Source organism: Leptolyngbya sp. 7M, assembly GCF_018128485.1.
In genome coordinates this window covers 1,271,816-1,294,435 of sequence record NZ_CP070897.1, presented here as the reverse complement: position 1 = coordinate 1,294,435, position 22,620 = coordinate 1,271,816, and the positions used below count along the sequence as shown (strand labels likewise).

17 protein-coding genes and 2 pseudogenes are annotated in these 22,620 nt (G+C 49.4%); 11 read left to right on the top strand and 8 right to left on the bottom strand.

The window, feature by feature from the left end; all coding sequences use genetic code 11:
- Positions 1–3: 3 nt before the first annotated feature.
- Both JVX88_RS06100 and JVX88_RS06095 read left to right on the top strand, forming a co-directional pair.
- Positions 4–558 (top strand): hypothetical protein, encoded by a 555-nt coding sequence (locus tag JVX88_RS06100; RefSeq protein ID WP_211626444.1) that lies wholly within the window; start codon positions 4–6, stop codon positions 556–558.
- Positions 555–1,481 (top strand): VWA domain-containing protein, encoded by a 927-nt coding sequence (locus tag JVX88_RS06095; protein ID WP_211626443.1) that lies wholly within the window; start codon positions 555–557, stop codon positions 1,479–1,481. Before JVX88_RS06100 ends, JVX88_RS06095 begins: the two co-directional genes overlap by 4 nt.
- 2 nt (positions 1,482–1,483) lie before the next feature.
- On the opposite strand, the gene JVX88_RS06090 is transcribed toward JVX88_RS06095, so the two are convergent.
- Positions 1,484–1,693, bottom strand: coding sequence for a dodecin family protein (locus JVX88_RS06090; protein ID WP_211626442.1), 210 nt, complete (start codon positions 1,691–1,693; stop codon positions 1,484–1,486).
- A gap of 23 nt (positions 1,694–1,716) precedes the next feature.
- Positions 1,717–2,850, bottom strand: a complete 1,134-nt coding sequence (locus tag JVX88_RS06085) for a D-alanine--D-alanine ligase family protein (protein ID WP_211626441.1) — start codon at positions 2,848–2,850, stop codon at positions 1,717–1,719.
- 342 nt (positions 2,851–3,192) lie between these two features.
- Here JVX88_RS06085 and JVX88_RS06080 point away from each other — a divergent pair, with 342 nt between their 5' ends.
- The 5 genes from JVX88_RS06080 (at position 3,193) to JVX88_RS06060 (ending at position 10,197) form a co-directional block, all read left to right on the top strand.
- On the top strand, positions 3,193–4,101 hold the full coding sequence (locus JVX88_RS06080; protein WP_211626440.1) for an FHA domain-containing protein: 909 nt from the start codon (positions 3,193–3,195) through the stop codon (positions 4,099–4,101).
- Complete coding sequence (locus tag JVX88_RS06075; RefSeq protein ID WP_211626439.1) at positions 4,098–6,008, top strand: penicillin-binding transpeptidase domain-containing protein; 1,911 nt, start codon at positions 4,098–4,100, stop codon at positions 6,006–6,008. The genes JVX88_RS06080 and JVX88_RS06075 overlap by 4 nt, the downstream gene beginning before the upstream one ends.
- Positions 6,005–8,317 (top strand): FtsW/RodA/SpoVE family cell cycle protein, encoded by a 2,313-nt coding sequence (locus JVX88_RS06070; RefSeq protein WP_211626438.1) that lies wholly within the window; start codon positions 6,005–6,007, stop codon positions 8,315–8,317. Before JVX88_RS06075 ends, JVX88_RS06070 begins: the two co-directional genes overlap by 4 nt.
- A 95-nt stretch (positions 8,318–8,412) precedes the next feature.
- Positions 8,413–9,246 carry a diadenylate cyclase CdaA gene (gene cdaA, locus JVX88_RS06065; RefSeq protein ID WP_211626437.1) on the top strand — a complete coding sequence of 278 codons (834 nt, stop codon included), beginning with the start codon at positions 8,413–8,415 and terminating at the stop codon, positions 9,244–9,246.
- A gap of 105 nt (positions 9,247–9,351) precedes the next feature.
- A complete protein-coding gene (locus JVX88_RS06060) occupies positions 9,352–10,197 on the top strand; it encodes a YbbR-like domain-containing protein (RefSeq protein WP_211626436.1) in 846 nt (281 codons plus the stop codon).
- On the opposite strand, the gene JVX88_RS06055 is transcribed toward JVX88_RS06060, so the two are convergent.
- Positions 10,194–10,871 (bottom strand): alpha/beta hydrolase, encoded by a 678-nt coding sequence (locus JVX88_RS06055; protein WP_211626435.1) that lies wholly within the window; start codon positions 10,869–10,871, stop codon positions 10,194–10,196. The genes JVX88_RS06060 and JVX88_RS06055 overlap by 4 nt on opposite strands.
- A gap of 61 nt (positions 10,872–10,932) precedes the next feature.
- Here JVX88_RS06055 and JVX88_RS06050 point away from each other — a divergent pair, with 61 nt between their 5' ends.
- Together JVX88_RS06050 and JVX88_RS06045 are read left to right on the top strand one after the other, a co-directional pair.
- The gene (locus tag JVX88_RS06050) at positions 10,933–12,486 is read left to right on the top strand and encodes an O-antigen ligase family protein (RefSeq protein ID WP_211626434.1); all 1,554 of its coding nucleotides are present in this window, start codon (positions 10,933–10,935) and stop codon (positions 12,484–12,486) included.
- Positions 12,487–12,564: 78 nt separating this feature from the next.
- Entirely contained in the window at positions 12,565–14,958 is a 2,394-nt protein-coding gene (locus JVX88_RS06045) for a serine hydrolase (RefSeq protein ID WP_211626433.1), read from the top strand.
- A gap of 266 nt (positions 14,959–15,224) precedes the next feature.
- Here JVX88_RS06045 and JVX88_RS06040 read toward each other — a convergent pair whose 3' ends face one another.
- The 5 genes and pseudogenes from JVX88_RS06040 to JVX88_RS06025 all read right to left on the bottom strand — a co-directional run bounded on the left by JVX88_RS06040 (position 15,225) and on the right by JVX88_RS06025 (position 18,574).
- The gene (locus tag JVX88_RS06040) at positions 15,225–15,620 is read right to left on the bottom strand and encodes a VOC family protein (RefSeq protein ID WP_211626432.1); all 396 of its coding nucleotides are present in this window, start codon (positions 15,618–15,620) and stop codon (positions 15,225–15,227) included.
- A 66-nt stretch (positions 15,621–15,686) separates the two neighbouring features.
- Positions 15,687–16,070 carry a helix-turn-helix domain-containing protein gene (locus JVX88_RS06035; protein WP_211626431.1) on the bottom strand — a complete coding sequence of 128 codons (384 nt, stop codon included), beginning with the start codon at positions 16,068–16,070 and terminating at the stop codon, positions 15,687–15,689.
- A 123-nt stretch (positions 16,071–16,193) separates the two neighbouring features.
- Positions 16,194–17,042 (bottom strand): annotated as a pseudogene (gene thiC / locus JVX88_RS06030) (phosphomethylpyrimidine synthase); the annotation flags it as partial.
- A gap of 71 nt (positions 17,043–17,113) precedes the next feature.
- Positions 17,114–17,461: pseudogene (locus JVX88_RS43890) on the bottom strand (serine hydrolase); the annotation flags it as partial.
- Positions 17,462–17,542: 81 nt separating this feature from the next.
- Entirely contained in the window at positions 17,543–18,574 is a 1,032-nt protein-coding gene (locus JVX88_RS06025) for a hypothetical protein (RefSeq protein WP_211626430.1), read from the bottom strand.
- Positions 18,575–18,798: 224 nt separating this feature from the next.
- Here JVX88_RS06025 and JVX88_RS06020 point away from each other — a divergent pair, with 224 nt between their 5' ends.
- Together JVX88_RS06020 and JVX88_RS06015 are read left to right on the top strand one after the other, a co-directional pair.
- On the top strand, positions 18,799–19,953 hold the full coding sequence (locus JVX88_RS06020; RefSeq protein ID WP_211626429.1) for a type IV pilus twitching motility protein PilT: 1,155 nt from the start codon (positions 18,799–18,801) through the stop codon (positions 19,951–19,953).
- Positions 19,954–20,341: 388 nt separating this feature from the next.
- A complete protein-coding gene (locus tag JVX88_RS06015; protein ID WP_211626428.1) occupies positions 20,342–22,579 on the top strand; it encodes a 30S ribosomal protein S1 in 2,238 nt (745 codons plus the stop codon).
- Positions 22,580–22,620 lie beyond the last annotated feature (41 nt).

Below are 22,620 nucleotides of genomic sequence, written 5' to 3'. Positions count from 1 at the left end.
CAAATGATAAGGCTTATCAAAACCGCATCGGTGTTAACGGCATTCGTGCTCGCCACAGGTTTTGCCGTTATGGGTCAGACACCAACAACAGAACCGCCGGAGCCGATGGCGGATCGTTGGCGAAGTCGCGAAGATCAGCCGAGAACGATCCGCGAACAGCTTATTAAACAGCGTATAGAACGCGAACGGAAAGAGCATTTGGCAATGATAAGGCGCGGCTCTGATGCACTTGAGCTCTCGGAAAAATTGGAAAGATCGCTAAATGAGAATAATCAATTCTCCCAAGAGGACATTAAGGATCTGGAAGAATTAGAAAAGCTTGTCTCCAGAATACGAAAAGATCTCGGCGGAGGTTCGGATAAGGAAGCAGAACAACGCGTCGAAGAGGAGATCGGGCAAAAACCTGATGTTAAACATGCCTTTCAGTTTTTGAAGCAATCAACGGTAACCTTAGTCGAAGAACTTCAGAAATCTACCCGCTTCACGATCTCGGCAGCTGCTATTCAAACTTCTAACGCCATTATCACCGTTGCCAGATTTCTCCGATTGAGGAAATGAATCTGCATTTTGCCACTTCTTATCGCTTTCTTTCAGCAATCCTGCCATTTATCTGCATTATTGTGTTCACGGCTCAACACGCATTCGCCCAAAATGACGATGACATCTTAGTCGTTGATTCGTCTATCGTGATAATGAATGCTTCGATACTTGATCGAGAAGGCCGACACGTAAGTGGTTTGAAGAAGGAAGAATTCTCTATATTTGAGAACGGCGTAAAGCAGGAGATAGAATTTTTCGCCGCTGAAGAAACGCCTTTTGCCGCGGTCATTCTTTTGGACACGTCCGGCAGCATGGGCCAGCAAATATCTGTTGCGCGTGCAGCAGCGATACGTTTTCTCGACGGCTTGCGGACCGACGATCAAGCCGCTATTTATCGTTTTGATTCAAAGGTTGCTCTCGTCCAGGATTTCTCAAATAGCCGTGACGTAATGGAAACGATCTTTGACCTTAGATCGTATGGGATGACAGTTTTGAATGATGCCATTTTCAAAGCCGCCGAAGCACTCCAAGACCGGCCGGAACCGAGGAAGGCAATAATTGTTCTTTCCGATGGTGCTGATACCATGAGCGGACGTTCCGCGGATGCGGCTCTAAAAGCTGCTTTGGCTGTCAATGCGGTCATTTACACTGTCGATATGGCATCACCTAATCTTTCCGCCAAGGACAGGATGTCTGCTGCCGCGTCGTTGCGCCGATTTGCTGAACGAAGTGGCGGCACATTCATTGAAAGCCCCGGCGGTGCAAGATTGCGCGAGGCATTCGAGAGAATTGTAAATGAACTCGGAACTCAATACACTCTCGGATTTTCACCCAAGAACAATAATAGGGACGGGAAGTGGCGCTCTTTGGAACTCCGCATTTCCCGTCCCGGTTTGACGATTAGAACCCGAAAAGGCTACCACGCCGAAAAAGCGAGGTAGAACTACTCGTCTTCCGAAAGAACGAACGTCAAGATCATCATCACGACATATTCGCTAACCTGACCGTTCTCGATATTTACTTTTTGTTCCTTTATCCAAGCTCCCCGCAGGTTATCGATCGTGCGTGCCGCACGCTCAATTCCCTTCTTGATAGCATCCTCAAAACCTACCTTTGAGGTAGATGTGATTTCTATATTCTTGGCAACTGACATTATTCATCCTCCCTATTTTCGTTTTAGTGGTTAGAGTTAAAAGTGGTCTTGTTTCGTGCTCGGTCTGCATGTTTCTCGATCGCAAGTGAAATAAGTGTATCAAGCACATCTGTAAAAGAACGCCCGCTGCCTTCCCACATTTTTGGAAAACCTGAAGCATCGGTCAATCCCGGCATCGTGTTGATCTCATTGACAAGGAGCATACCGTTGTCGCTACGGAGAAAGAAATCGACCCTCGCGAGTCCGCTGCCATCGATAGCCTTGAATGCGGCAAGTGCCATTTCACGAACCTTTTCAGTTAATTCCTCAGAGATCGGTGCCGGGACAATGAACTCGTTGTTGCCCGTTCCGGCATATTTTTCTGTGTAGTCGAGAAATGATTTCGCTTTGTCTCTTATAATGTATTCGCCTGGAAGACTTGCTTGTGGATATTCATTCCCGAGCACTGCGCACTCGATCTCACGCATTGTAAGTGCTTCCTCAACGATTATCTTGCGGTCATATTCGGCTGCAAGAGCAACCGCTCTCCGGAGCTCGACCGAATCACCAGCACGCGAAACCCCAACAGAGGATCCAAGATTTGCCGGCTTAACGAACATCGGATAACCCAACGAACGTTCCATCTCCCCGACGATCCGATCTGGGTCAGATTCCCATTCGCTTCTAAGAAAAGATGCGTATTTGCAAATCGGCAGTCCGGCTTCCCGAAACAATGCCTTCATCGTGGACTTGTCCATACCGCACGCGGAGGCCAGTACCCCGCAGCCAACGTATGGAATATCAGCGAGCTCGAATAATCCTTGGACAGTCCCATCCTCACCATAGGTTCCATGCAGGACCGGGAAAATAACGTCCAATCCTATACTTGGCATTTCGGCACCTGCAAGGGAGGTCATTCCATTGAAACCGCGATCCGGCAATAGGCCGAATGCTCCGTCTGCCCCCTGTATTCCGTTTAGAAGATCAACCCTTACGTCATCCGGGAACAATTCGGCCGATCGAAACGGATTCAGCCAGTGTCCTTCTTTATCGATAGCGATCGGAACAAGCGAATACTTCCTGCGATCGATCGCGTTGATGACGGACAAAGCCGACCTCACCGAGATCTCATGCTCTCCGGAGCGGCCGCCAAATATGATGCCGACTCTTGTTTTCATATCATTACGGTAAAAGCTACAAGGATATTACTATCGAATCCGAATGTTTACAATCGCTTTAATTTCAATAAACGGACTAAATAAAGGGCTTCAGCCGATCAATTCTTAATTTGGTTTCTGATTCTTTATAAGCTCAGTTAGAATGGCAACAATTTTACAGATAATTTCGTTTTATTATTGATGCATACCGGGCAGCCGACAAACAAGAGAACGATCTCACCGGATTGGTTAGTTCAAGGCGTCTTGACAAAGATCGGCGATCTTTTCGACCGGCTAACGGGACGGGGATGGAAACCCGGAAGCACCCTTGCAACCAGCGAGCTGATCGAGCGGATAAAAGCTTTGCTGGACGCCGAGATCCGCGAAGATGCCTCTGGTCGCAAATTTGCGCCACATAACATTCAGTTAAAAATGCAGTGGGACAAATTCTCGACCGATGCGGATAATGCCATCAAAGCACTGGAGAATGAGATGCTGATCGCGGTGATCGATCATATAAATGACCGACATTATTACAGTTATGCACCGATCAGGATCTCGGTAAAAACGGACTATTTTACAGAAGGCGTGAAGTTGCTTGTCAGTTTTGAGGAATTGACAGGAAACGAGGAAGAAAGGGAGATCCATGTATCTGTTCCCGATGATAACTCAGAAAGCAAAATAGAAACGGAGCGAGTTAATGATTCGAAACCATCTGCCCCGCTTTATCGGAAAATACGTGTCCGCTATTCGATCGAAGGAAAAGCTTTTGAAAGAATAATCCAGCTGATCGCAAACAAGAGGATCAGCATTGGACGCACGAAAGAAAACGATATCGCCATCAACGATAGAAGTATTTCTAAGTACCACGCCGCCATCGTCTTAAACTCGAACGGACGGATAGTTGTAGCTGATACTGGTTCAACGAATGGAACTTTTATTGAAGGTAAAAAATTAGAATACGGCAAAGCCGTAGAGTTGGTCTCAGGTCAGACAATAACTTTTGGAGTGGTTACCATAACGATCGATATTGAACAGCTAACAGAACATCCTGATTCGAAGGCCTCTCATACCATGAGCCGGGAGACGACAGAAGCTCTTAGGGCCGGTGATCTTTTCTTCGCTTCAAAGAGAATAGAGTGGTTAAGTCCTGAGGGCCAGTCCCCCTCTTTTTCAAATCCACAAGAGCTGCAGTCGGAAAATGCCTTACAGCCTTCTCAGTTGATCACTGCTTCTGATGAAAAGGAGGGAGAAAAAGATAAACTGCAATGATATTATTGCTTTTACAAGTGATCACGGACTATCTCCGTCCGGAATATTGGTTCGGAGGACAGGTACTCGAGCGGACACCTGCCGGCTTGAGCATCGTCTATATCATTGCTCTCGGAATACTCATCGGTTTCCTGGTTATCACCTTCTTTGACAATTTTCGACGTCCAAAATTTCTATTTGAACTTGATCTGCCGCGTGAAGTAAAAAATCGCCTTACGCAAACCATTGCGAATCGAAGCATTCGGATCTGGCAATGTGTATTCATAATCCTTGCCCTTACGGTCTTCGGATTTCAAGTCTATTGGACCTATTTCGCAGGAGATGTGAACGAGCAGTTCCAGGCACTTGCATACAAAGATCTTCGAAATCGTCGAACGACGGCGGCAAATCTCCGCGGATGGATGCTTGACCGGAATGGTGACCTGGCATCTGCGCTTGCGTATTACAAATTGGACGCTAAGGGCGAGATCGTGCGTTCATACTCACTTGAAAAGGAAATGGCCCACTTCCTCGGCACCGAACGTGGCACTCCCGGACTTGAACGGACTTTATATCAGCGAACAGAGAATCCGATGCCGGAAGCCTGGGAAGTGCTTTGGAAATACCGAAGGCCAGAACCCGAGAATAAAGACGTAAGAGTTACGATACACCGCGATCTTCAGGCGTTTATCGCACAGCAACTTGATGGCCGGAACGGGGCTATAGTCGTCCTTGATCCTCAGACGGGCGATATTCTTGCTTCGTTCTCAAACCCCTCCTACAACCTCGCTCAAGCGAACGATCTGGACGAGTATCTAAAACTCGAGGCCGACAAACGCAATAAACCTCTGCTCAATCGAGCCATGCGTGAATTCTACGTTCCCGGATCGACTTTTAAGCTCTTCACCATGATCTCCGCATTTCGCGCAGGAAAACAGAACCTGACCTTTCCGAGCTATGCCGAAGGCTTCAAACCAACTCGTGGTTCGATACCTATTGTGGATGCCAGTCAGAGTCGCGACGGTATGAACGTTAGCGGAGCTTGTGCCGGCGGCTGTCAGGAAAAGGACATTCGGACCGCGTTCAAGGTTTCAAGCAATCAGTATTTTGCGCAATTGGCGATCGCACTTGGACGTGAACGAATTCGAGAAACCGCGATCGCTCTTGGGATACTCCCGGTCGAAACTCCCGAAGAAGCGGTAATGTCAAAATTTTTTCCTCAAGTGCTGAATGCAAGCACACCGGCCATCGCCAATTCGATCGCCCCCCAGCAATCGACCATCGTTACGGGGAAAGATATTTCCCTTTTTGATATTGGACTGGAAGGTATCGGCCAGGGATATGCAGGCCAGATGACACCTTTTCAAATGGCCTTAATAACAGCTGCTGCGGGAAATATGGAAGGAAAATTGATGAAGCCGAGGATAGAGCTGGATCGACAACCGGAAGCATTCTCCCAGATATTGACACCTCAACAAGCCGCTGTTGTTCGCGAGGTGATGTCCACGGTTACCGAAGAACCCGGAGGTACCGGAACCGTCATCGCCGGAAAACTCGCCGGCACTGGTATTCGAACCGGAGGAAAGACCGGAACTGCTGAAAAACAAGTGCCGCTGTTCGATGAGAAGACCGGGGAACTGAAGACCGAAAAACGAAGACGTCGAAACGAAGCCGGCGATTGGGAAGAATATCAGGTCCCAATAATGGTAAAACGTTCAGATAGCTGGTTCATCAGTCTGGCACCGATAGAGCGTCCAAGATTTGCCATAGCTGTAGTCGTTGAGGGCGGCGGCTATGGCTCGCGTACCGCAGCACCGATCGCGGCGAATGTCATCTTGAAAGCACGCGAACTGGGTTTGTTAGGAGAGCAATATAGGCCGCGACAAGCTCCTAAGAGACCGGCTCCGGCAAGGAGAAAATCCAATTGAAGAATCGCACTTCATCCCATTTCTTCATACTGCTGTTGATCGTGCTTGTAACGGCGATCTCACACTATTCCGTATATTACGGAGGCCTTATACGTGGTTATGAGGCATCTTGGATCACCGGCTATAGAAATGTGGCTCTGGTGGCTCTTCTGGCGATCGTCCCGATCTTCCTGAAAAAGATCGGGAAATATTCCGGAAGTTGGACGTTGTACACTTCTGCAGTGCTTTTGTTCTCTATCGGCCTGACCGTTCAGTATAGGCTCTTTAGCGATCCTGAATATATTTCCCGGCGGGATAAGGCCGAGGCGCGGCAAGCAAAGATAAAGACCGCGCAGATGCATTACATTCAGGAGAATTACTCTGCTGAGAAAAAACAACTGATGGGACTTCCTGCAACGCCCCCATCACCTGTCGATCTATCAAAAGAAACTCCGCGTCCATCCGAGGAGGCTATGGGCTCCGTGCTCCTCTCCGGAAAGACAATTAATCCAGTCCTAGGATTGATTGCCCTAGTCGCTGCGTTCTTTATCATTAGACAGGAACGCGTCCTTGAGATGCTCCAAAAGAACGGATTCCTCATCGTACTTTTAACGTTAGGCCCACTGATACTTGCGGCCATCACGTCCCGAGCAGGAAAATCGATCGGCAATATGACCCCCTGGGAACTTGCCAAGATCCCTTTTTTGATAGGTTTCGCGGCAGTACTCGCCGTTCTGTATAAAAATCTCGCAAAAACCTATTGGGGCCTGCCGCGTGCAAGAGATGTTGTGCCGCTCATCTTTATGGCGGCCCTTCCTTTCTTCCCATTCTTTGTCCTAAAAGATTTCGGCCAAATGATGGTATTCAGTGGGGTTTATATAACCCTCTACCTCATCGCTGTAAGACGATTTTCCCAAAGATTCATTCTGATCGGCAGCGTTTTATTTCTTGCGAGCGTCCTGGTGGTCGGGGCTCTCCCAGTTTCTACCCAAGAAAGGATCCCGCTGTTACCGACTGTTGCCAAGCCGATCAAGTCGGTACTTCCGGACCGCATTCAGCAGAGATTTCATTTATGGCTCGACGGTTTTAACCCACCAGATACTGAAACAAGTTGGTGGAAAGATGATTTCAACGGCTACTATAGGAAATTGGTCGAAAAAGACCCATCCCTTCCGCAGTTGATCGAGCGCGACCCAAATTTAATGCGGACCATAAATATCGATGCATGGTTCGACGTTCTCGCATTCCAGCCTGCGCAGGCAACATATGGACTTGCTTCCGGCGGGATGACCGGACGTGGACTTGGTCTCGGGCATCCCGAGTTGATACCTGTGGCTGATTCCGATTACATCTTCGCCGCACTCGCTGAAGAACTTGGACTTTTCGGGGGTTTGTTGGTAACCTTTGCGCTGATCGTGCTTGTAAGTGCCGGCGTTAGAACGGCTTTGGATTCCAGAGATATGTTCACGAAGCTTTGTTCGATCGGGCTTGCGGCGTTCATCGGATTTCAAGCACTGGTTAATATTGGCGGGATCACTCGAGCTTTGCCGATGACGGGAATAACACTGCCATTTGTAAGTCATGGCGGGTTTTCGTTGATCACAAGCTTTGCAATGCTGGGAATGCTTATGGCATTCTCGCACACATCTGCTAATATGCCGATCTTGGTGATCATTGGATACGCCCTTGCGCTTTTGAATTTTCTGATCGCTGTTTTTAATATGCTCCCCGGCTATCCTCTCGACGGAGGAAGGGTGCTTCGTGCGTATCTCTGGCGTTCCGGCCGTGATCTCGATGAAGCAACGATCCTGACAGGCCGATTCGGACAAGTGATCGCCGTAGCTCTCATCTTCTTCGGTCTCATCATTGCGATCTTTCGGCTCGAGTTCTTTACCGGATTTTGGGCTGTGCTCGCAGGCATATTTCTTTTTGATTCGGCCAAGAAGATAATATTGGAAGTGCGCTCATCGGCAAGAATACTTGTTGAAGATGCGATGATGCTCCCGATCTCCGTATCGCCAGAAACGACCATACATCAGTTTGTTGAAACTATTCTCCCAATGAATCCGCAGGCAATTTTTCCTGTTGCCGCCGCAAAGCGGCTCCATGGAATGCTATTGCTTGAAGATGTGAAGTCTGTCGAGCGTACGGAATGGCGAAGCGTTTCGGTCGGCACTGTTATGCGTCCGGTAGAAGGCGATCATTTTGTTGAGGTTGGCACACCGCTTCCGGAGGCGCGAGAACTTGCCCGAACCAACAGCATCGGCATAGTTGGAGTCATCAGCCGCGAGGGCGAGCTTGTTGGGGTGATCTATAGCAGCCGGCGGTGATGCCCGGACCCGGTATGATATGCTAGGAAGCGGCGGCGTCTGGCCGTTCGCGTATAGGTTTAACTGAAGATCATTAGACCTATTTTATATTTCAGATGGAAATAAGCGAATACATCCCGACATGGAACACAGTGCGCAATGTGCTGGATATCTCCATTGTATTCGTAATTGTTTATGTAATACTTAGACTTCTGCGGGGAACGCGGGCCGTGCCGACGATGGTAGGCATTGTTCTATTAGCGTTACTCTACTGGCTCGCCGTGGCCCAAGACCTTGCGACGCTTGAGTTCGTTCTTCGCTCAGCCGTTCTCTACGTCGGTTTTGCGATAATCGTTCTATTTCAATCGGAGATCAGACAGGCTCTGATCTACTTTGCGAATCGACTTCGGTTCCCGATAATGAAACGTCAACGCGGTCAGTTCGGCGTTAGCATTTATGACGAGATAGTGCTTGCTGTTACAACCCTTTCCACCGAAAAAACAGGAGCGTTGATCGTCATTGAAAGGAACGTTGGGCTAAGGAACTTCGTCGATGCCGGTGTTCAGATTGATGCTGCAATAAGCTATGACCTTTTGGTAACGATCTTCAATCCCTCAACGCCTTTGCACGACGGTGCCGTCATTATTCAGAATGAGCGCGTTGCGGCTGCTTCGGTGTTTCTCCCACTGACAAAGAATCCCAGCATCTCGCGTGACCTTGGAACGCGGCACCGCGCGGCCATAGGAATTACGGAAGGTACCGACGCGATCTCGATCGTCGTGTCGGAAGAAACGGGATTGATAACGTGGGTCGAAGGCGGAAACGTCAAACGAAACATCGATACCACCCAGCTTCGCCGAAAACTTCTTAAGGCGATGAACGTCCCGATGATCGAAAAGAAGCCTGAAAAGACCCAGCAGATGGCGGAAGCAGAAAGCAAGATCATTTAACAGCGACTCACTATGGGTTACAAGAGTGAAACTGAACCCGGGCAGCGTCCCGCAAAATTGTTTCTAACCCACATCCTAAAGAAGATATTTCTTGAGGATTGGGCGATGAAACTGATAGCTCTCGCGATAACGCTCGCTCTTTGGATCGGGGTCACCGGACTGAGTGAGGTCGGAAGTGATCGCTACTCGGTTCCGCTTGCTATCCGCGTTGGAGAGAATATCGAGATAACGAATGACCCGTATCCTCAGGTAGAGATACGTGTGGTAGGAGATAAACGCCGACTTGGACAGATCCGTGAGCGCGACTTAAGAATCTCTATTGACCTGACCGACCTGGCCGCGGGCGACCATGTTGTAAATCTCTCGCCATCGAATGTTACGGCATATGACCTTCCGACAGGCGTACGCTTGGAAGATATACAGCCGAACCGGATCAATGTAAAACTAGAATCCGTTGCCGCAAAAGAAGTTCCGATAAAGGTTCGAACCCGGGGCCAACTTGAGGACGGTTATGAAATGGCCTCAGAACCGATCGCATCACCGGAAAAGGTTCGCGTTCGTGGACCGGCGAGCGTTATTGAAAAGCTAACGGAGGTATCGACCGAGATCATTGATATCTCCGACAAGAAGTCAGATTTTACGGAACGCGGGATCTCGCTAACCGCAGGCGGAAACTCACGGGTCAGTTTACTAGAAACGGCGGTCGACGTCAGATTCCAGATCCGCGAAGTGCGTGCTGAACGGGTTTTCCTGGTACCGGTCGAAGGGCTTTTTGATCGAAAGGCTACAGTTTTGCTTTTCGGGCCGCGCTCGGTTATCAATGGATTGAAGGCAGACCAGATAAAGGCAGTTGCTGCAAAGGACACCAACGGTGAAGATATCGCGACCATCTCGCTGCCATCAGAGGCACAGAGCTCCGTGGAGATAAAACAGGTGCGTCTCCGCCCCTAAGCTCCCTTTAGCAAGAATTCCTTTACGTCTGCACGCATCTGGTCCGTGATCTCGTGCTTAGCCGCATATTGTTTTGATTCGTAATTCGGGAGTATCTCCTGAAGCCTTCGGTCGAATGCGGCGAATCTCTCCTGGGTGTAGAATTCATCGTCATCGCCGTAGAGATAGAATGCTCGGCCATCGAATGGGCGATAATCGGAATTGGAATCAAGGTCGCCAGGGATGCCCCCGCAAATGCCGATGATGCCCGCAAGCGTCTCAGGAAATGTGAAGGCATAGCGGAAATTCAGTGCGCAGGCTTGGGAAAAGCCATACAGATAAACCTGTGTGCGGTCGATCAGATCCTCATCAGCAAGCTTTTCGATCACTTGATCTATAAAACGATGATGTAGTTGTACATATTCTTCGGGCCGATGATCCGTCAGCCATCCGAATCCGACCCGATAACCATCTTCAGTTTTACGAAAATGCTGGTGCGGCGCTTGTATTGATGCAATGACCCAATTCTCTGGTGCAACATAACGCGCCTCGCGCATCATATAGCGTTTATGGGCACCGTAGCCATGAACTGCTATCAGCAGCGGAGCCCGGCCAATTATGCCATCGGGTACGTAAATGTCATAGTAGAGCTTTATTTCGGCGGTCAGTGTAAGATCTGATCGAAGGTTTTCCATTTCTGACGATTAAAGACCGGGCAAAACGGCCGATCCGTTCCTTGTTACAATAATCGCATTTATGAAGACGTTCTTCGAGCGTTTGGATGAGATCGTGGGAATAAAAAGCAGTGCCGCTCGAACACCATTTTTCGAACGTGCTGCATATATCTTCCTTTGTTTGACCGCGCTTTCTGCCCCGCATTCGATAGCGGCGACTCAAACATCTTGGCTGGTCGGTGCTCTTTTCACAGCAATTTGGATAATTCGTGCCAGACGTGTCGAATGGAAGTTCGGTCTGCTTGATTCGGCGATGATTGGCCTGTTTGCCTGGTCGGTCGTTACTTCGTTCACTTCATATGATCCGGCGACATCGCTTGATAAACTCCGCGGTGCGGCCGTTTTTGTAATCTTCTATTTCGCCGTATTTAACTTGCGAACAACCCGCTCCGTTCTCTTTATCGCCGCATTGCTGATCGGCTCTTGCATGGTAAATGTTGTTTGGGTGCCGATCGAGCGAATGATAGGCAGAGGTGTTGAGATACATCAGACCGACCCAAAAGGCCCGCTTGGGGGCGCTCTGCTCTATGATGGCGACACTCTTTTGACGGCAAATAAGAAACCGATCCGAACTCCGGAAGATCTTGCTGCTGAGCTACAGCAAAGTGAGACTGTTGACGTCAGATTTTATCGACCTGATTTCGAGTTTACGGTGAAAGTGAACGCCTCTGCTCAGCTTTCTGGTGAGACCGCGATGGAACGCCTCGGCATCGGTTCGTGGAAGAAAAGTCGCAATTGGCGCTCAGCGGGATTCTACGGACATTACACAACCTATGCCGAGGTGCTGCAGCTGATCGGGTCGCTGTTGCTCGGGTTCTTGGTCGCAGGTCTTTCGCAATGGCGGAGATCTGCATCTGAAGCCGAGCAGACCAAATATTCTTTATGGTTGCCGGGGTTGATGATCGTCTCCTTCGCTCTGTTGCTTCTTGCACTTCTTTTTACCGTTACGCGGGCACCGCAGCTCGGCCTTCTGGTCTCCGGTGCCGTGATCGCACTTTTCGGCCTCCGAGGAAAATGGCTATACATTTCCGCGCTGATGATCGCCCCTTTCGTAATTGGCGGCCTTCTGTTTCTACAGCAATCGCGTCAAGTGGGTTTTTTGGACAGTAAAGACGAATCGACCAGATATCGAACGGTGATGCTTAAAGATGGAATTCGAATATGGACCGAGAGCCCGCGAAACTTTCTCTTTGGCGTCGGAATGGATTCGGTCAAGAAAAACTGGCAAGAATGGGGAATGTTCGAAGGCGGCAAGCTGCCGCTCGGACATTTTCATTCGACGCCGATTCAGCTCGTCGTTGAACGAGGCCTACCGGCGATACTTATTTGGCTCATAATGCTCTATGCCTATTCCGGTACGCTCATACGCCTTCTGCGCTCAAATGCAGTATTGCATTGGGGCGAGCGTGGGATCGTTTTTGGAGCTCTTGGCGGACTGGCGGGATTCGTGGTCAGCAGTCTTGTTCATTACAATTTCGGGGACCAAGAGGTTGTAATGGTATTTTATTTGATAATGGCTTTATCAATTGTCACAGCTCGTCTCGTCCAAGTCTCTTCGAGCCGGGAACCGATTTAACGAACTTTTTACAAGCCGCGGCCGTAAATTATCTTTACTGACCGACCAGCCCTGAAGGATAACAAAATGAGATACTCTATGACCTTACGAAAATTTCTTGTCCTGATCCTTGCATTAGCGATCATTTCTTCTGCTCCGACGGCTTCCCTTGCGCAAACCCGCGAGGCCAATGCTGCACAAAGCTATTCCGAACAGCTTGCCACGATCGAATCAAAAGTAGCAGCACGGCGGAAGGAGCTCGGCATTCCCGGAATGTCGCTCGCGATCGTGAAAGACGACAAGGTCATTTACTCTAAAGGGCTTGGCTTTAAGGACTTTGAGAAACAGATCGCCGCGACAGCCGATACGCAGTTCGCTATCGGCTCCGCCACAAAAGCATTTACCGGACTAAGCGTGTTGATGTCGGTCGATGAAGCAAAATTCTCATTAGATGATTCGCCCAAGAAGGTGCTTAGTTACTTCAAAATGGCCGATACGGAAACTGATAAGAACATCACTATCCGCGATCTGCTGACGCATTCGTCCGGCCTCAATCGCACGGATATCGCGATGATAACCGGAAGGCTTAACCGCCAGCAATTGATCCGTGTTGCCGGTGATGCAAAGCCCATTGGTAAACTTCGCGAACGATTTGGTTACCAAAATCTAATGTATGCGGCTGCCGGCGAAGTGGTGGCGGTTGCACAGGGCCAGCCGTGGGAGAAGTTCGTCCCGGAACGCATCTTTAAGCCGCTCGGCATGGCGAACAGCAATATGTCCATCACCGAGATGGAAAAGGCAAAGGATCGTTCGTTCGGCTACAACTATAATTTCGACACGAAGGAAACCGAAAAACTTCCCTATAGAAACATCGACCATGTCGCGCCGGCGGGTTCGATAAATTCCTCTGCGAACGATATGGCGAAATGGTTAAGGTTCGTTCTTGCGGGCGGCGTGTATGATGGGAAACGCCTTGTCTCGGAAGCGAGCTTTAAGGAATGGCTGAAACCGCAGATGAAGGTCGACCCTGCCGGAAGCGTTAATTATTCTCTCGGCTGGTTCATTCAGAAATGGAATGACCTGACCGTTGTTCAGCACGGCGGAAACATTGACGGTTTTAACGCAATGGTCGCGATGATACCGGAAAAGAAGCTCGGTTTCGTGATGCTTACAAATGTTTCAGGCTCGCCGCTCGGCAACGAACTTATGCCTATCGTTTGGGAAGCGTTTCTCGGAAAGCCCGGCGCGGCCGAAACAACAAAAGGCGATGACGTTCCGCCCCAGAATGAAGCCGGAAAGTATAGATTCGAGGCCGCCGGGTTCGACATCGACATCGAATGGAAAGACGAAAAGCTGTTGGCAAATGTTCCCGGCCAGCCCGCCTATACGTTGGAGAAAGTGAGCGGACGCAAGTATAAGCTTCTGGGCGCACCGGACGGGTTCTTCATCACCTTTAGGGATAAAGAGCTTTATCTGGAGCAGCCGCAGGGAAATTTCACATTGCCAAAACAAGGCTCCGATGCCGGGCTGGGTTCTGCTCCAGAAGCAAAAGAACTGGTCGGTAAATGGACGCCTGAGAAAGGCGGGCCCGCAATCGAGGTAAAAGAGGCCAACGGAAATGTAACGCTGAATATCGAAGGCCAGCCGCCATATACGCTTACAACCCGCGAAAAGGATAGTTTTAATCTTAGCCCGCTGCCAGATACGTTTTGGGTCGCCGTAAAACGCGGCGAAGACGGAAAGATAACGAGCTTTACATCACACCAGCCGCAAGGGAATGTAACTTTTGTCCGAGCTGGAACGGTCAAAATTGATATTTCTGCGGATGAGCTAATGGCAAAGGCAATAGATGCTCTTGGTGGTGCTGAGGCCCTTCGCCGCATCACAAGCCGCCTAACGATTGCCGATGTCGATATGGAGCAGCAAGGCGTAAAAGGCGTCGCCACATCTTGGTCAAAAGCTCCGAACAAGTTCGCGACCGAGACGAAATTAACGGCGCTTGATATCGAGATCGGAAGCATCTGGGAATACTTTGACGGCGAAGCGGGCGAACAGGCAACAAGCTTTACACCCGTCTCAAAGTACACGGGCAAAAGGCTCGATGACGTCCGCTTGAGTTCTGATATTTCAGCAATGCTCGATTGGAAAAAACATTTCAAAAAAGTCGAGGTCCTGCGAAAGGCAAAATGCGGCGATGAAGAGTGTTATGTAGTTGAATTTGAACCGAAGGCGGGGTCAAAGTTTACAGACCAATATTCAACAAAAACTTTCCTGCTAAAACGACGGGACGGCACGATCCCCTCAAGCACAAATGCGATGCAGCTACCATTCTCCACCCGCTTCGAAGACTATCGCGAGGTTGACGGTATCAAGATCGCTTTCAAGAGCATAAACAACACCACCGGTAACGGCGACGTCGTCACAATACTAAGGAGCGTCAAACATAATATTGAGATTGACGACAAGCTCTTCGCCCCGCGAATCCCGAAATAGCCTTTTGACCTAATTTGCCGCTATAGATAAGGGGCTCCGTACCGGGCCCCTCTTTTTCCTCATAGCAAAGCTGACCAAACGGCCATCTTCTTTTCGTCCACCCGGTTGCCTGGGCCGATGCCCGATCAACGAATCGCCATTCACCGATCACGAATTATAATCACCATTACTGAAACCAAGCTTTGATGAACGGCAATTCTACAGATCTGGGCCAGACCTGCACTTCTCAGCGGCACGAGAATATTGCCATGCCTGACCCCCTTCATTCAAAGCATCTCTACTATCTGTATATTGTTTCCGCAGGTATCATCAAAGACGGCGATCTTTACCGTTCCCATTACCGTGGGTTCGACGCTGAATTCGACACCGAGATTCCTTAGCCTTTCAAAATCGGCCTGCACATTACTTGAATCGAACTGCGTGTATGGCATTCCGGCATCATAGAGCGCTTTCTGATAGATCTTTGCCGGTTCAAAATGTAGCGGTCCCGGCTCTAGTAGTATTTCGGCCCCGTCCTGTTGCTCGGGGCTAACAACCGTGAGCCAACGGTTCTCGCCCCCTAACGGGATATCAACCTTTTTAATGAATCCTAGCTTTTCGGTGTAAAACTTTAGCGCATGCTCTTGATCGAGAACGGGAATACTTACGATCCTAACTTTCATTTTTTCTCCTTCTTGGCCAGAAATTGACCGAATGATCAAAGGCTATCAAAAAGAAGTTCGACCGGCTTATCGAATATTGCTCATTTTCTGAAACTGCTTTGGTGCAAGCCCAACTCTCTCGCGAAACAGATTGCTGAATGAGGCCGGGCTCTCGAATCCAACTTCAAAACATGTCTCAGTTACGGACTTGCCGCTCTGCAATAATTCTTTTGCTTTTGCAATACGCAATTCCGTCAGATACTGACCCGGCGTCTGCCCATAATATCTTTTGAAAAGTCGCAACAAATGAAATTTAGAGGTAAACCGAGCACGAGAAAGTTCGTCCAGCGAGACTGGCCTATCGAAATTCTCGCACAGGAAACGCCGGGTCTTGATAACATTAGCTATCTGCCAATTGTTCCCGTAAAGATCAGCCCTGATACGCTCTATCTCACGTCGAAAATACGTCATAGATATGATCTCCGATCGGCGATTTCAATGATGCTCTTTCGCACCCTCAGGCAAATTACCCTGATAAATCTCACTTCCACTTTTCACAAACTCCTTTGCCTTTTCGCTCATGCCGACGGCGAGGGCCTTTTCGGCTTCGACGCCTTGCTTTTCGGCGTATTCGCGGACGTCCTGCGTTATCTTCATCGAGCAGAAATGCGGTCCGCACATTGAGCAGAAGTGGGCGAGTTTCGCACCTTCGGCGGGGAGCGTTTCGTCGTGGAATTCTTTGGCTTTTTCGGGGTCTAGCCCCAAGTTGAATTGGTCTTCCCAACGGAACTCAAAGCGTGCCTTTGAGAGAGCGTTGTCGCGATACTGCGCGCTCGGATGGCCTTTTGCGAGGTCGGCGGCGTGAGCGGCGAGTTTGTATGTGATGACGCCTTCTTTTACGTCCTGCTTGTTTGGCAGGCCGAGGTGTTCTTTCGGCGTTACGTAGCAGAGCATCGCGGTGCCGAACCAACCGATCATCGCGGCGCCGATCCCGCTCGTGATGTGGTCGTAGCCCGGAGCGATATCTGTCGTCAGCGGCCCGAGCGTGTAAAAAGGTGCTTCACCGCAAGTCTCGAGCTGCTTATCCATATTCTCTTTGATCAGGTGCATTGGCACGTGGCCAGGCCCTTCGATCATCGTCTGGCAATCCATTTCCCAGGCGATCTTCGTCAGTTCGCCGAGTGTTTCGAGTTCGGCAAATTGGGCTTCGTCATTCGCATCTGCGATCGATCCCGGCCGCAATCCGTCGCCCAATGAAAAGCTGACGTCGTACGTCCGCATGATCTCGCAGATCTCGCGAAAATGTGTGTAAAGAAAACTTTCTTCGTGATGAGCGAGGCACCATTTCGCCATGATCGAACCGCCGCGGCTGACGATGCCGGTAGTGCGTTTTGCGGTAAGCGGTATGTATTGCAGGCGAACGCCGGCGTGAATCGTGAAATAGCTGTCTCTATACACTCACCGCCGTTCGGATTCTTGTCGCGAAAGGGCGAATGCATTCGGTCCGGCACAAGCTCATCCTTTGTAACGAGGATCTTTTCATCTAGCTTGTGTTTTCCCTGATTCAGTACGGCCATGGCGATCGGCACCTTTACCACGCTCTGCATTGCGAAACGCTCGTCAGCATTTAGAGACACACTGCCTTCGCCGTCGATCACCTCCGCATAAACACCTACACGACCTTTCGCTTCTTTTGCGATCTCTTCTATTACTTTGGCGAGTTCGGGGGCACCCTCATTGCTCGTCGATCCTATATCAGATCGGGACTCCTTTGAATTGTCTGCGCGGCGGAAATTGTTAGCATCCGTGGCCGGACCGCAGGATAAGATAAGAACACTTAAAAGCAGGATGGTGAGTTTCATGGTAATTTATTCGATCTAAAATATTTATCAGCTAACTACGCGAAATTGCATTAAGGGGATATCAATTCAAGACTATTTTAACTAATTTAAAAGGGTTCCTTTGATGCCTAAAGCAAATGAATATACCGTATCTCCGGTGGCAACGATCATATTACCTTCGCGGTCAATGCATAGCCCAACGATCATATTCCCGGCAATTAAGTGTCTTGCCTCGGTTGCTCCGAATTCTACCGAGAAGATACCCCGTCGCCCCTTGTAACAGCCCGCAATATAAAGCGTTCCTTCAGTATCGAACGCTATTCCCTGAGGACGGCCAAACCCTTTAAAGTAAACGCTGACTTCACCGTTCGTATCAATGGCATAGATCGGCTCATAGCTTGCAAGGCCGGGAGCAGAAACATAAAGCCTTCTATCTGGTCCGAACGCCATATGATAAGCCGCGACCGAGGGTTCAAGCCTAGCGAATTCGTCCGGCGTCCCGTCAGCAAGAATGCGATAGATAGTTCCTGTACGATCGCCTACGAACATTATCCCGTTCGAATCAAAGGCGATGCCTGTCGCAATACCTAGACCTGTGGCGACCGGAACTGCCTCAAGATCACCATCTATTCTGCAAACAACACCATCTTTACGATTGGTTACATAAAGACGTCCGTCCGCATCAAATGCCATTCCCGTCGGATTCGGGATATCCACCGGCAATTCATCTAGAAATCCATCCTCCTCAAGCCTAAAAAGAGTCGCCGGAAGCTGTTGCCCACGTCCACCAGAGCGTGTAAGGACGATAGAATTATTCTTCGGGTCTATGGTCGGATTAGCCACAATATGCATATCTCCGACAAGCCATTGAGGGATCGTTAGAAATGCAGGTCCGATGCTCCCGGTGCTCGATTCGACGAAGAGTTCACCTCTCTCAACTGAGGACTGATCGTATCTGACTCTGACGATCATCCGGCGGGAAGACGAAGCTATCCATGGCATGTAAGTCGAATCAAGGATACATTTTAGCTCACCAGGGAGCTCGTATCTCAAACCGCCAAAAACGACCTCGACCTCCGCTCCGGGAAGAGCGTATTCGGGTAAAACACTGATATTCTTTGATATTTCGGACATCGAAAACTTGATGATACGCCGTATTCCCAAGTGTGTCGAATGCAACCGACCAGAGGCGACGATTTCGTCTTTCCTGGCCCAAGTCGGTCAATATGACCGATAGTGACAAAAAGTGATTGACGGTATAGATAGTTCGCGATAAACTTTGTTTGACGGTGTTTTTACTCTTCTTATTCACTTTTCCAGCCCGCCGTCGATCAGAATCGAAAAGCCTTTCCTGAATTATGCTAACCAGAATTGATGATCTATTGCGCATGGCAATGAGCTTCGGTGCATCCGACCTTCACCTCAGAGCCGGAGCTATACCTGTGATCCGTGTTAACGGAGAACTTAGGCCGCTCGCCGGCGCAAACAGATTGAATCAAGAAGAAACGCTGGAAATGGCATTTTCGATGATGTCGAATCGCCAAAAGCAACATTTCAAGGAGGTCTTCGAGGTCGATATTGGTTACGGTGTCTCAGGGCTTGGCCGATTCCGCGTTAATATCTTCCAGCAGAGAAATTCGATCGGGATAGTGGCCCGCGTAATATCTGATACGATAAAAAATTTCTCCGAGCTAGGTCTCCCACCGATCTTAAACAAAGTGGCCGAGGAAATGCGCGGACTTATTCTGGTCACAGGAACCACTGGTTCGGGTAAATCTACAACGCTTTCGGCCATTGTCGATCACATAAATCAAAGCCGAAATTGCCATATTGTAACAATCGAAGACCCGATAGAGTTTCTTCATAAAGATAAGCATTCATTTATCACCCAACGTGAGGTTGATGTAGACACACGCAGCTTTGCCGAGGCTCTTCGCGGGTCGCTGCGACAGGATCCGGACGTGATACTTGTCGGCGAAATGCGCGATCTTGAGACCATTGAAACTGCCCTGGTAGCAGCAGAAACAGGGCATCTCGTTCTTTCGACCCTTCATACCCTAGATGCCCAGGAGACGCTAACACGGATAATCTCGGCATTTCCGCCTTACCAACAGAAGTCCATAAGGATCCAGCTTGCCGGCCTTTTGAAATCGGTTATCTCACAACGTTTGATGAAATCCAGCAACGGAAAAGGCCGTGTCCCCGCCGTTGAAGTTCTTATCTCAACTCCTCTGATACGCGATTACATTCTTCACGAAGAAAAAACTGCATCAATCCGCGACGCCATTGCCGCGGGAACTTCACAATATGGAATGCAGACCTTCGACCAATCTCTATTTTATCTTTACCAATCAGGACTTATTTCTCTTGAAGAGGCTCTTCGCGGATCCACGAATCCCGACGAATTCCGTCTTCGTCTGGCAGGTATCCAAAATACGACCGCGATCGCGAAAGAAGAAATGGAGAAGATCAGCGGCGTAGGAAACATAAGCAGCCTAATCACAAGAATTTAGGATAAGAGGCCCAAGAATTTAGCCACAACAATGCTACGGGCGCTGAAGCTGAGCCCGCATTTTGATTTTCGACATCAACTCATTCGTATGCCTGTGAGTAGGGCGTGCCTCGAAATAGTGTAAAATCAACGATTATCGACAGCGAAGTCTTGACATTAAAGGGCTTTCACGTGTAGATTTTAGTTTTATCCGGTCCCGTGTATTGAACCGAAAGCGTAGTCTTACTAAGGGTCTTCCTGCAGTTTATTGCACGCCGCAGTGGTTGTTTGCACCCCCGAAAGACTGGATGAATAGAGAGCGGTCTTTTAAGATCACCCTTCTCCATTTCGAGACGTTTTTAGACACGAATTAGAATTACACTTTTTTAAGGAAGAACACGTAGATTTAGATGACAACAGACGTTAACAACGAGACCGAAGAAACGAAAAGCGGCGAAGCTTCGGCTCCCATGGAACCCGCTAAGAGTGATGCGGCGGCCCCTCAACCGACTCAAACCGCGAATGGACCCGCAAAGGATATTATGTCCTCGGGTGAGATAGATTTTGGAGAGATCCTAAAGGAATTCGAACAGGATCAAACTGTTTTCCACCCCGGAGACCTTGTCGAAGGAAAGGTGGTAGGGGTTTCCGATCGCGGTGCGCTTGTCGATTTTGGATATAAGAGTGAGGGCGTCATTCCAGCAGATGAGCTTAGTACCGATCCGGAAACTACTCTGAAAGAGGGCGACTCTGTAGAGGTCGTTATCAAGAGTATTCATTCCGGTGATGCCCCACCGACCCTTTCCCTCGCCGATGCAATGGGCCGAAAGATCTGGAATGAGATCGAAGAAGCTTATAAGAATGACGCAGTGGTCCGAGGGAAGATCGTTGACAAGACAAAAGGTGGATTAAAGGTCGATCTTTATGGTGTGGAAGCGTTTCTTCCGGGGTCGCAGATCGATTCACGACCGATCCGCGGGCTTGACAGCTACATCGGCGAAGAGATCGAAGCAAAGATCATAAAATTCAGCCGCAAGCGTAACAATATCGTTCTTTCCAGAAAAGTGATCACCGACGAGGTGCTCAACGAAGAAAAGGAAAAGACGATGGCCAACATCGATACCGGATACATTGTTGAAGGAACGATCAAGAACCTTACCGACTACGGTGCATTTGTTGATATCGGCGGTATCGACGGTCTTCTCCACGTGACGGATATGTCTTGGGGAAGAATCGGGAACCCATCAGAAATGTTCAAGTCTGGAGACCATGTCCAGGTAAAAATACTCAAGCTTGACCGGGAAAAAGAAAAGATATCTCTCGGTTACAAACAGCTTCTACCGGACCCGTGGTCAACCGTAGCCGAGGTTTATCCGCCTAATTCGCGCGTGAAAGGAAAAGTATCCTCGGTTACGGATTACGGTATTTTTGTTGAACTTGAACCCGGCGTTGAGGGCCTTGTACACGTCTCTGAGATCTCATGGGCAAAGCGCTCGTCGAGCCCGAAACGGCAGTTCCAGAAGGGTGAAGAAGTTGAAGTACAGGTTCTCGGCGTTGATACCGAGGAAAAACGCATAAGCCTCGGGATGAAACAGCTTCAGGAAAATCCGTGGGACACCATACACGAACGCTTCCCTGTCGGCTCCAAGATCCGCGGAAAGGTTCGGAATCTGACCGACTTTGGGGCCTTCGTTGAGATAGAAGACGGAATCGATGGCTTGGTGCATGTTTCGGATATAACTTGGGCTAAGAAGTTAAAGCATCCGAAAGAACTCCTGAAGAAAGATCAGGAAGTAGATGCGATCGTTACCCACATCGATTCTGCAGGTCAGCGACTATCGCTTTCGATGAAGGACCTGACACCGAGTGCGTGGGAAGGCTTCACCGCGACCCACAAACCCGGCGACACCATTCGAGGGAAAGTATCACGATTTACGAATTTCGGTGTTTTTGTCGAACTAGGGGAAGGGCTTGAAGGGCTTTGCCACATTTCTGAGCTGTCCGAAGAGCGTGTGGAACGTCCGGAAGATGTTGTTCAGATCGGACAGGAGCTTGATTTCAAGATCCTCAGGATCGAGAACGAAGATCAAAAGATCGGGCTTTCATATCGTGCGGTCGGCAAAGACGACGAGCCTATAATTGACACCCGACAGTTTTCCTCCGAAGCGAAGAGCGGAATGGCATCTCTCGGTGAACTTGCGAATCTTCTTAAGAACGAAGAAGCCGCACCTGCGGTGGAAATGACCAAGGAAGAAAAGGAAGAGGCAAAGCGCCGAAAAAAGGAACAGGCCCGGAAAGAATATGAGGAAGCGGCAGCTCGCGAGGCTGCCGCCGAAGCAGCCGGATCCACATCAGAACCAGCTATCTCTGGCGAGGCACAAGATCCTTCTAGTGGCGGCACTGAGGTTGCTTCTGAAACGGACTCGGCGAACGAGAGCGGTGCAGATACTGAGGCGGACGCAGCACAGCCTTTGCCCGAAGCATCTGAGACTAAAGGCGAGACTTCTGAATCTTCGGCTAACGACCAAGCACCCGTATCAGATGTTTCAGCGAAGCAAACCGATCCAGTCGCAACGGTTTCATCGGAAAACACAAACATGGCCGAAGATCAGGAATCGGCTGAGAAGACGGAAGGTTCGCCAGCCTAAGCTTTCGCTCCCACGGCCGGCAATGCTTCACGATTTTTGAG

Bases quoted from the DNA above. Each gene is read 5' to 3' on its own strand.
- JVX88_RS06035 (WP_211626431.1), bottom strand. From the start codon at position 16,070: ATGACGTATTTTCGACGTGAGATAGAGCGTATCAGGGCTGATCTTTAC.
- JVX88_RS06100 (WP_211626444.1), top strand. From the start codon at position 4: ATGATAAGGCTTATCAAAACCGCATCGGTGTTAACGGCATTCGTGCTC.
- JVX88_RS06085 (WP_211626441.1), bottom strand. From the start codon at position 2,850: ATGAAAACAAGAGTCGGCATCATATTTGGCGGCCGCTCCGGAGAGCAT.
- JVX88_RS06020 (WP_211626429.1), top strand. From the start codon at position 18,799: ATGCTAACCAGAATTGATGATCTATTGCGCATGGCAATGAGCTTCGGT.
- JVX88_RS06050 (WP_211626434.1), top strand. From the start codon at position 10,933: ATGAAGACGTTCTTCGAGCGTTTGGATGAGATCGTGGGAATAAAAAGC.
- cdaA (WP_211626437.1), top strand. From the start codon at position 8,413: ATGGAAATAAGCGAATACATCCCGACATGGAACACAGTGCGCAATGTG.
- JVX88_RS06075 (WP_211626439.1), top strand. From the start codon at position 4,098: ATGATATTATTGCTTTTACAAGTGATCACGGACTATCTCCGTCCGGAA.
- JVX88_RS06045 (WP_211626433.1), top strand. From the start codon at position 12,565: ATGACCTTACGAAAATTTCTTGTCCTGATCCTTGCATTAGCGATCATT.
- JVX88_RS06025 (WP_211626430.1), bottom strand. From the start codon at position 18,574: ATGTCCGAAATATCAAAGAATATCAGTGTTTTACCCGAATACGCTCTT.
- JVX88_RS06090 (WP_211626442.1), bottom strand. From the start codon at position 1,693: ATGTCAGTTGCCAAGAATATAGAAATCACATCTACCTCAAAGGTAGGT.
- JVX88_RS06060 (WP_211626436.1), top strand. From the start codon at position 9,352: ATGAAACTGATAGCTCTCGCGATAACGCTCGCTCTTTGGATCGGGGTC.
- JVX88_RS06095 (WP_211626443.1), top strand. From the start codon at position 555: ATGAATCTGCATTTTGCCACTTCTTATCGCTTTCTTTCAGCAATCCTG.
- JVX88_RS06040 (WP_211626432.1), bottom strand. From the start codon at position 15,620: ATGAAAGTTAGGATCGTAAGTATTCCCGTTCTCGATCAAGAGCATGCG.
- JVX88_RS06015 (WP_211626428.1), top strand. From the start codon at position 20,342: ATGACAACAGACGTTAACAACGAGACCGAAGAAACGAAAAGCGGCGAA.
- JVX88_RS06055 (WP_211626435.1), bottom strand. From the start codon at position 10,871: ATGGAAAACCTTCGATCAGATCTTACACTGACCGCCGAAATAAAGCTC.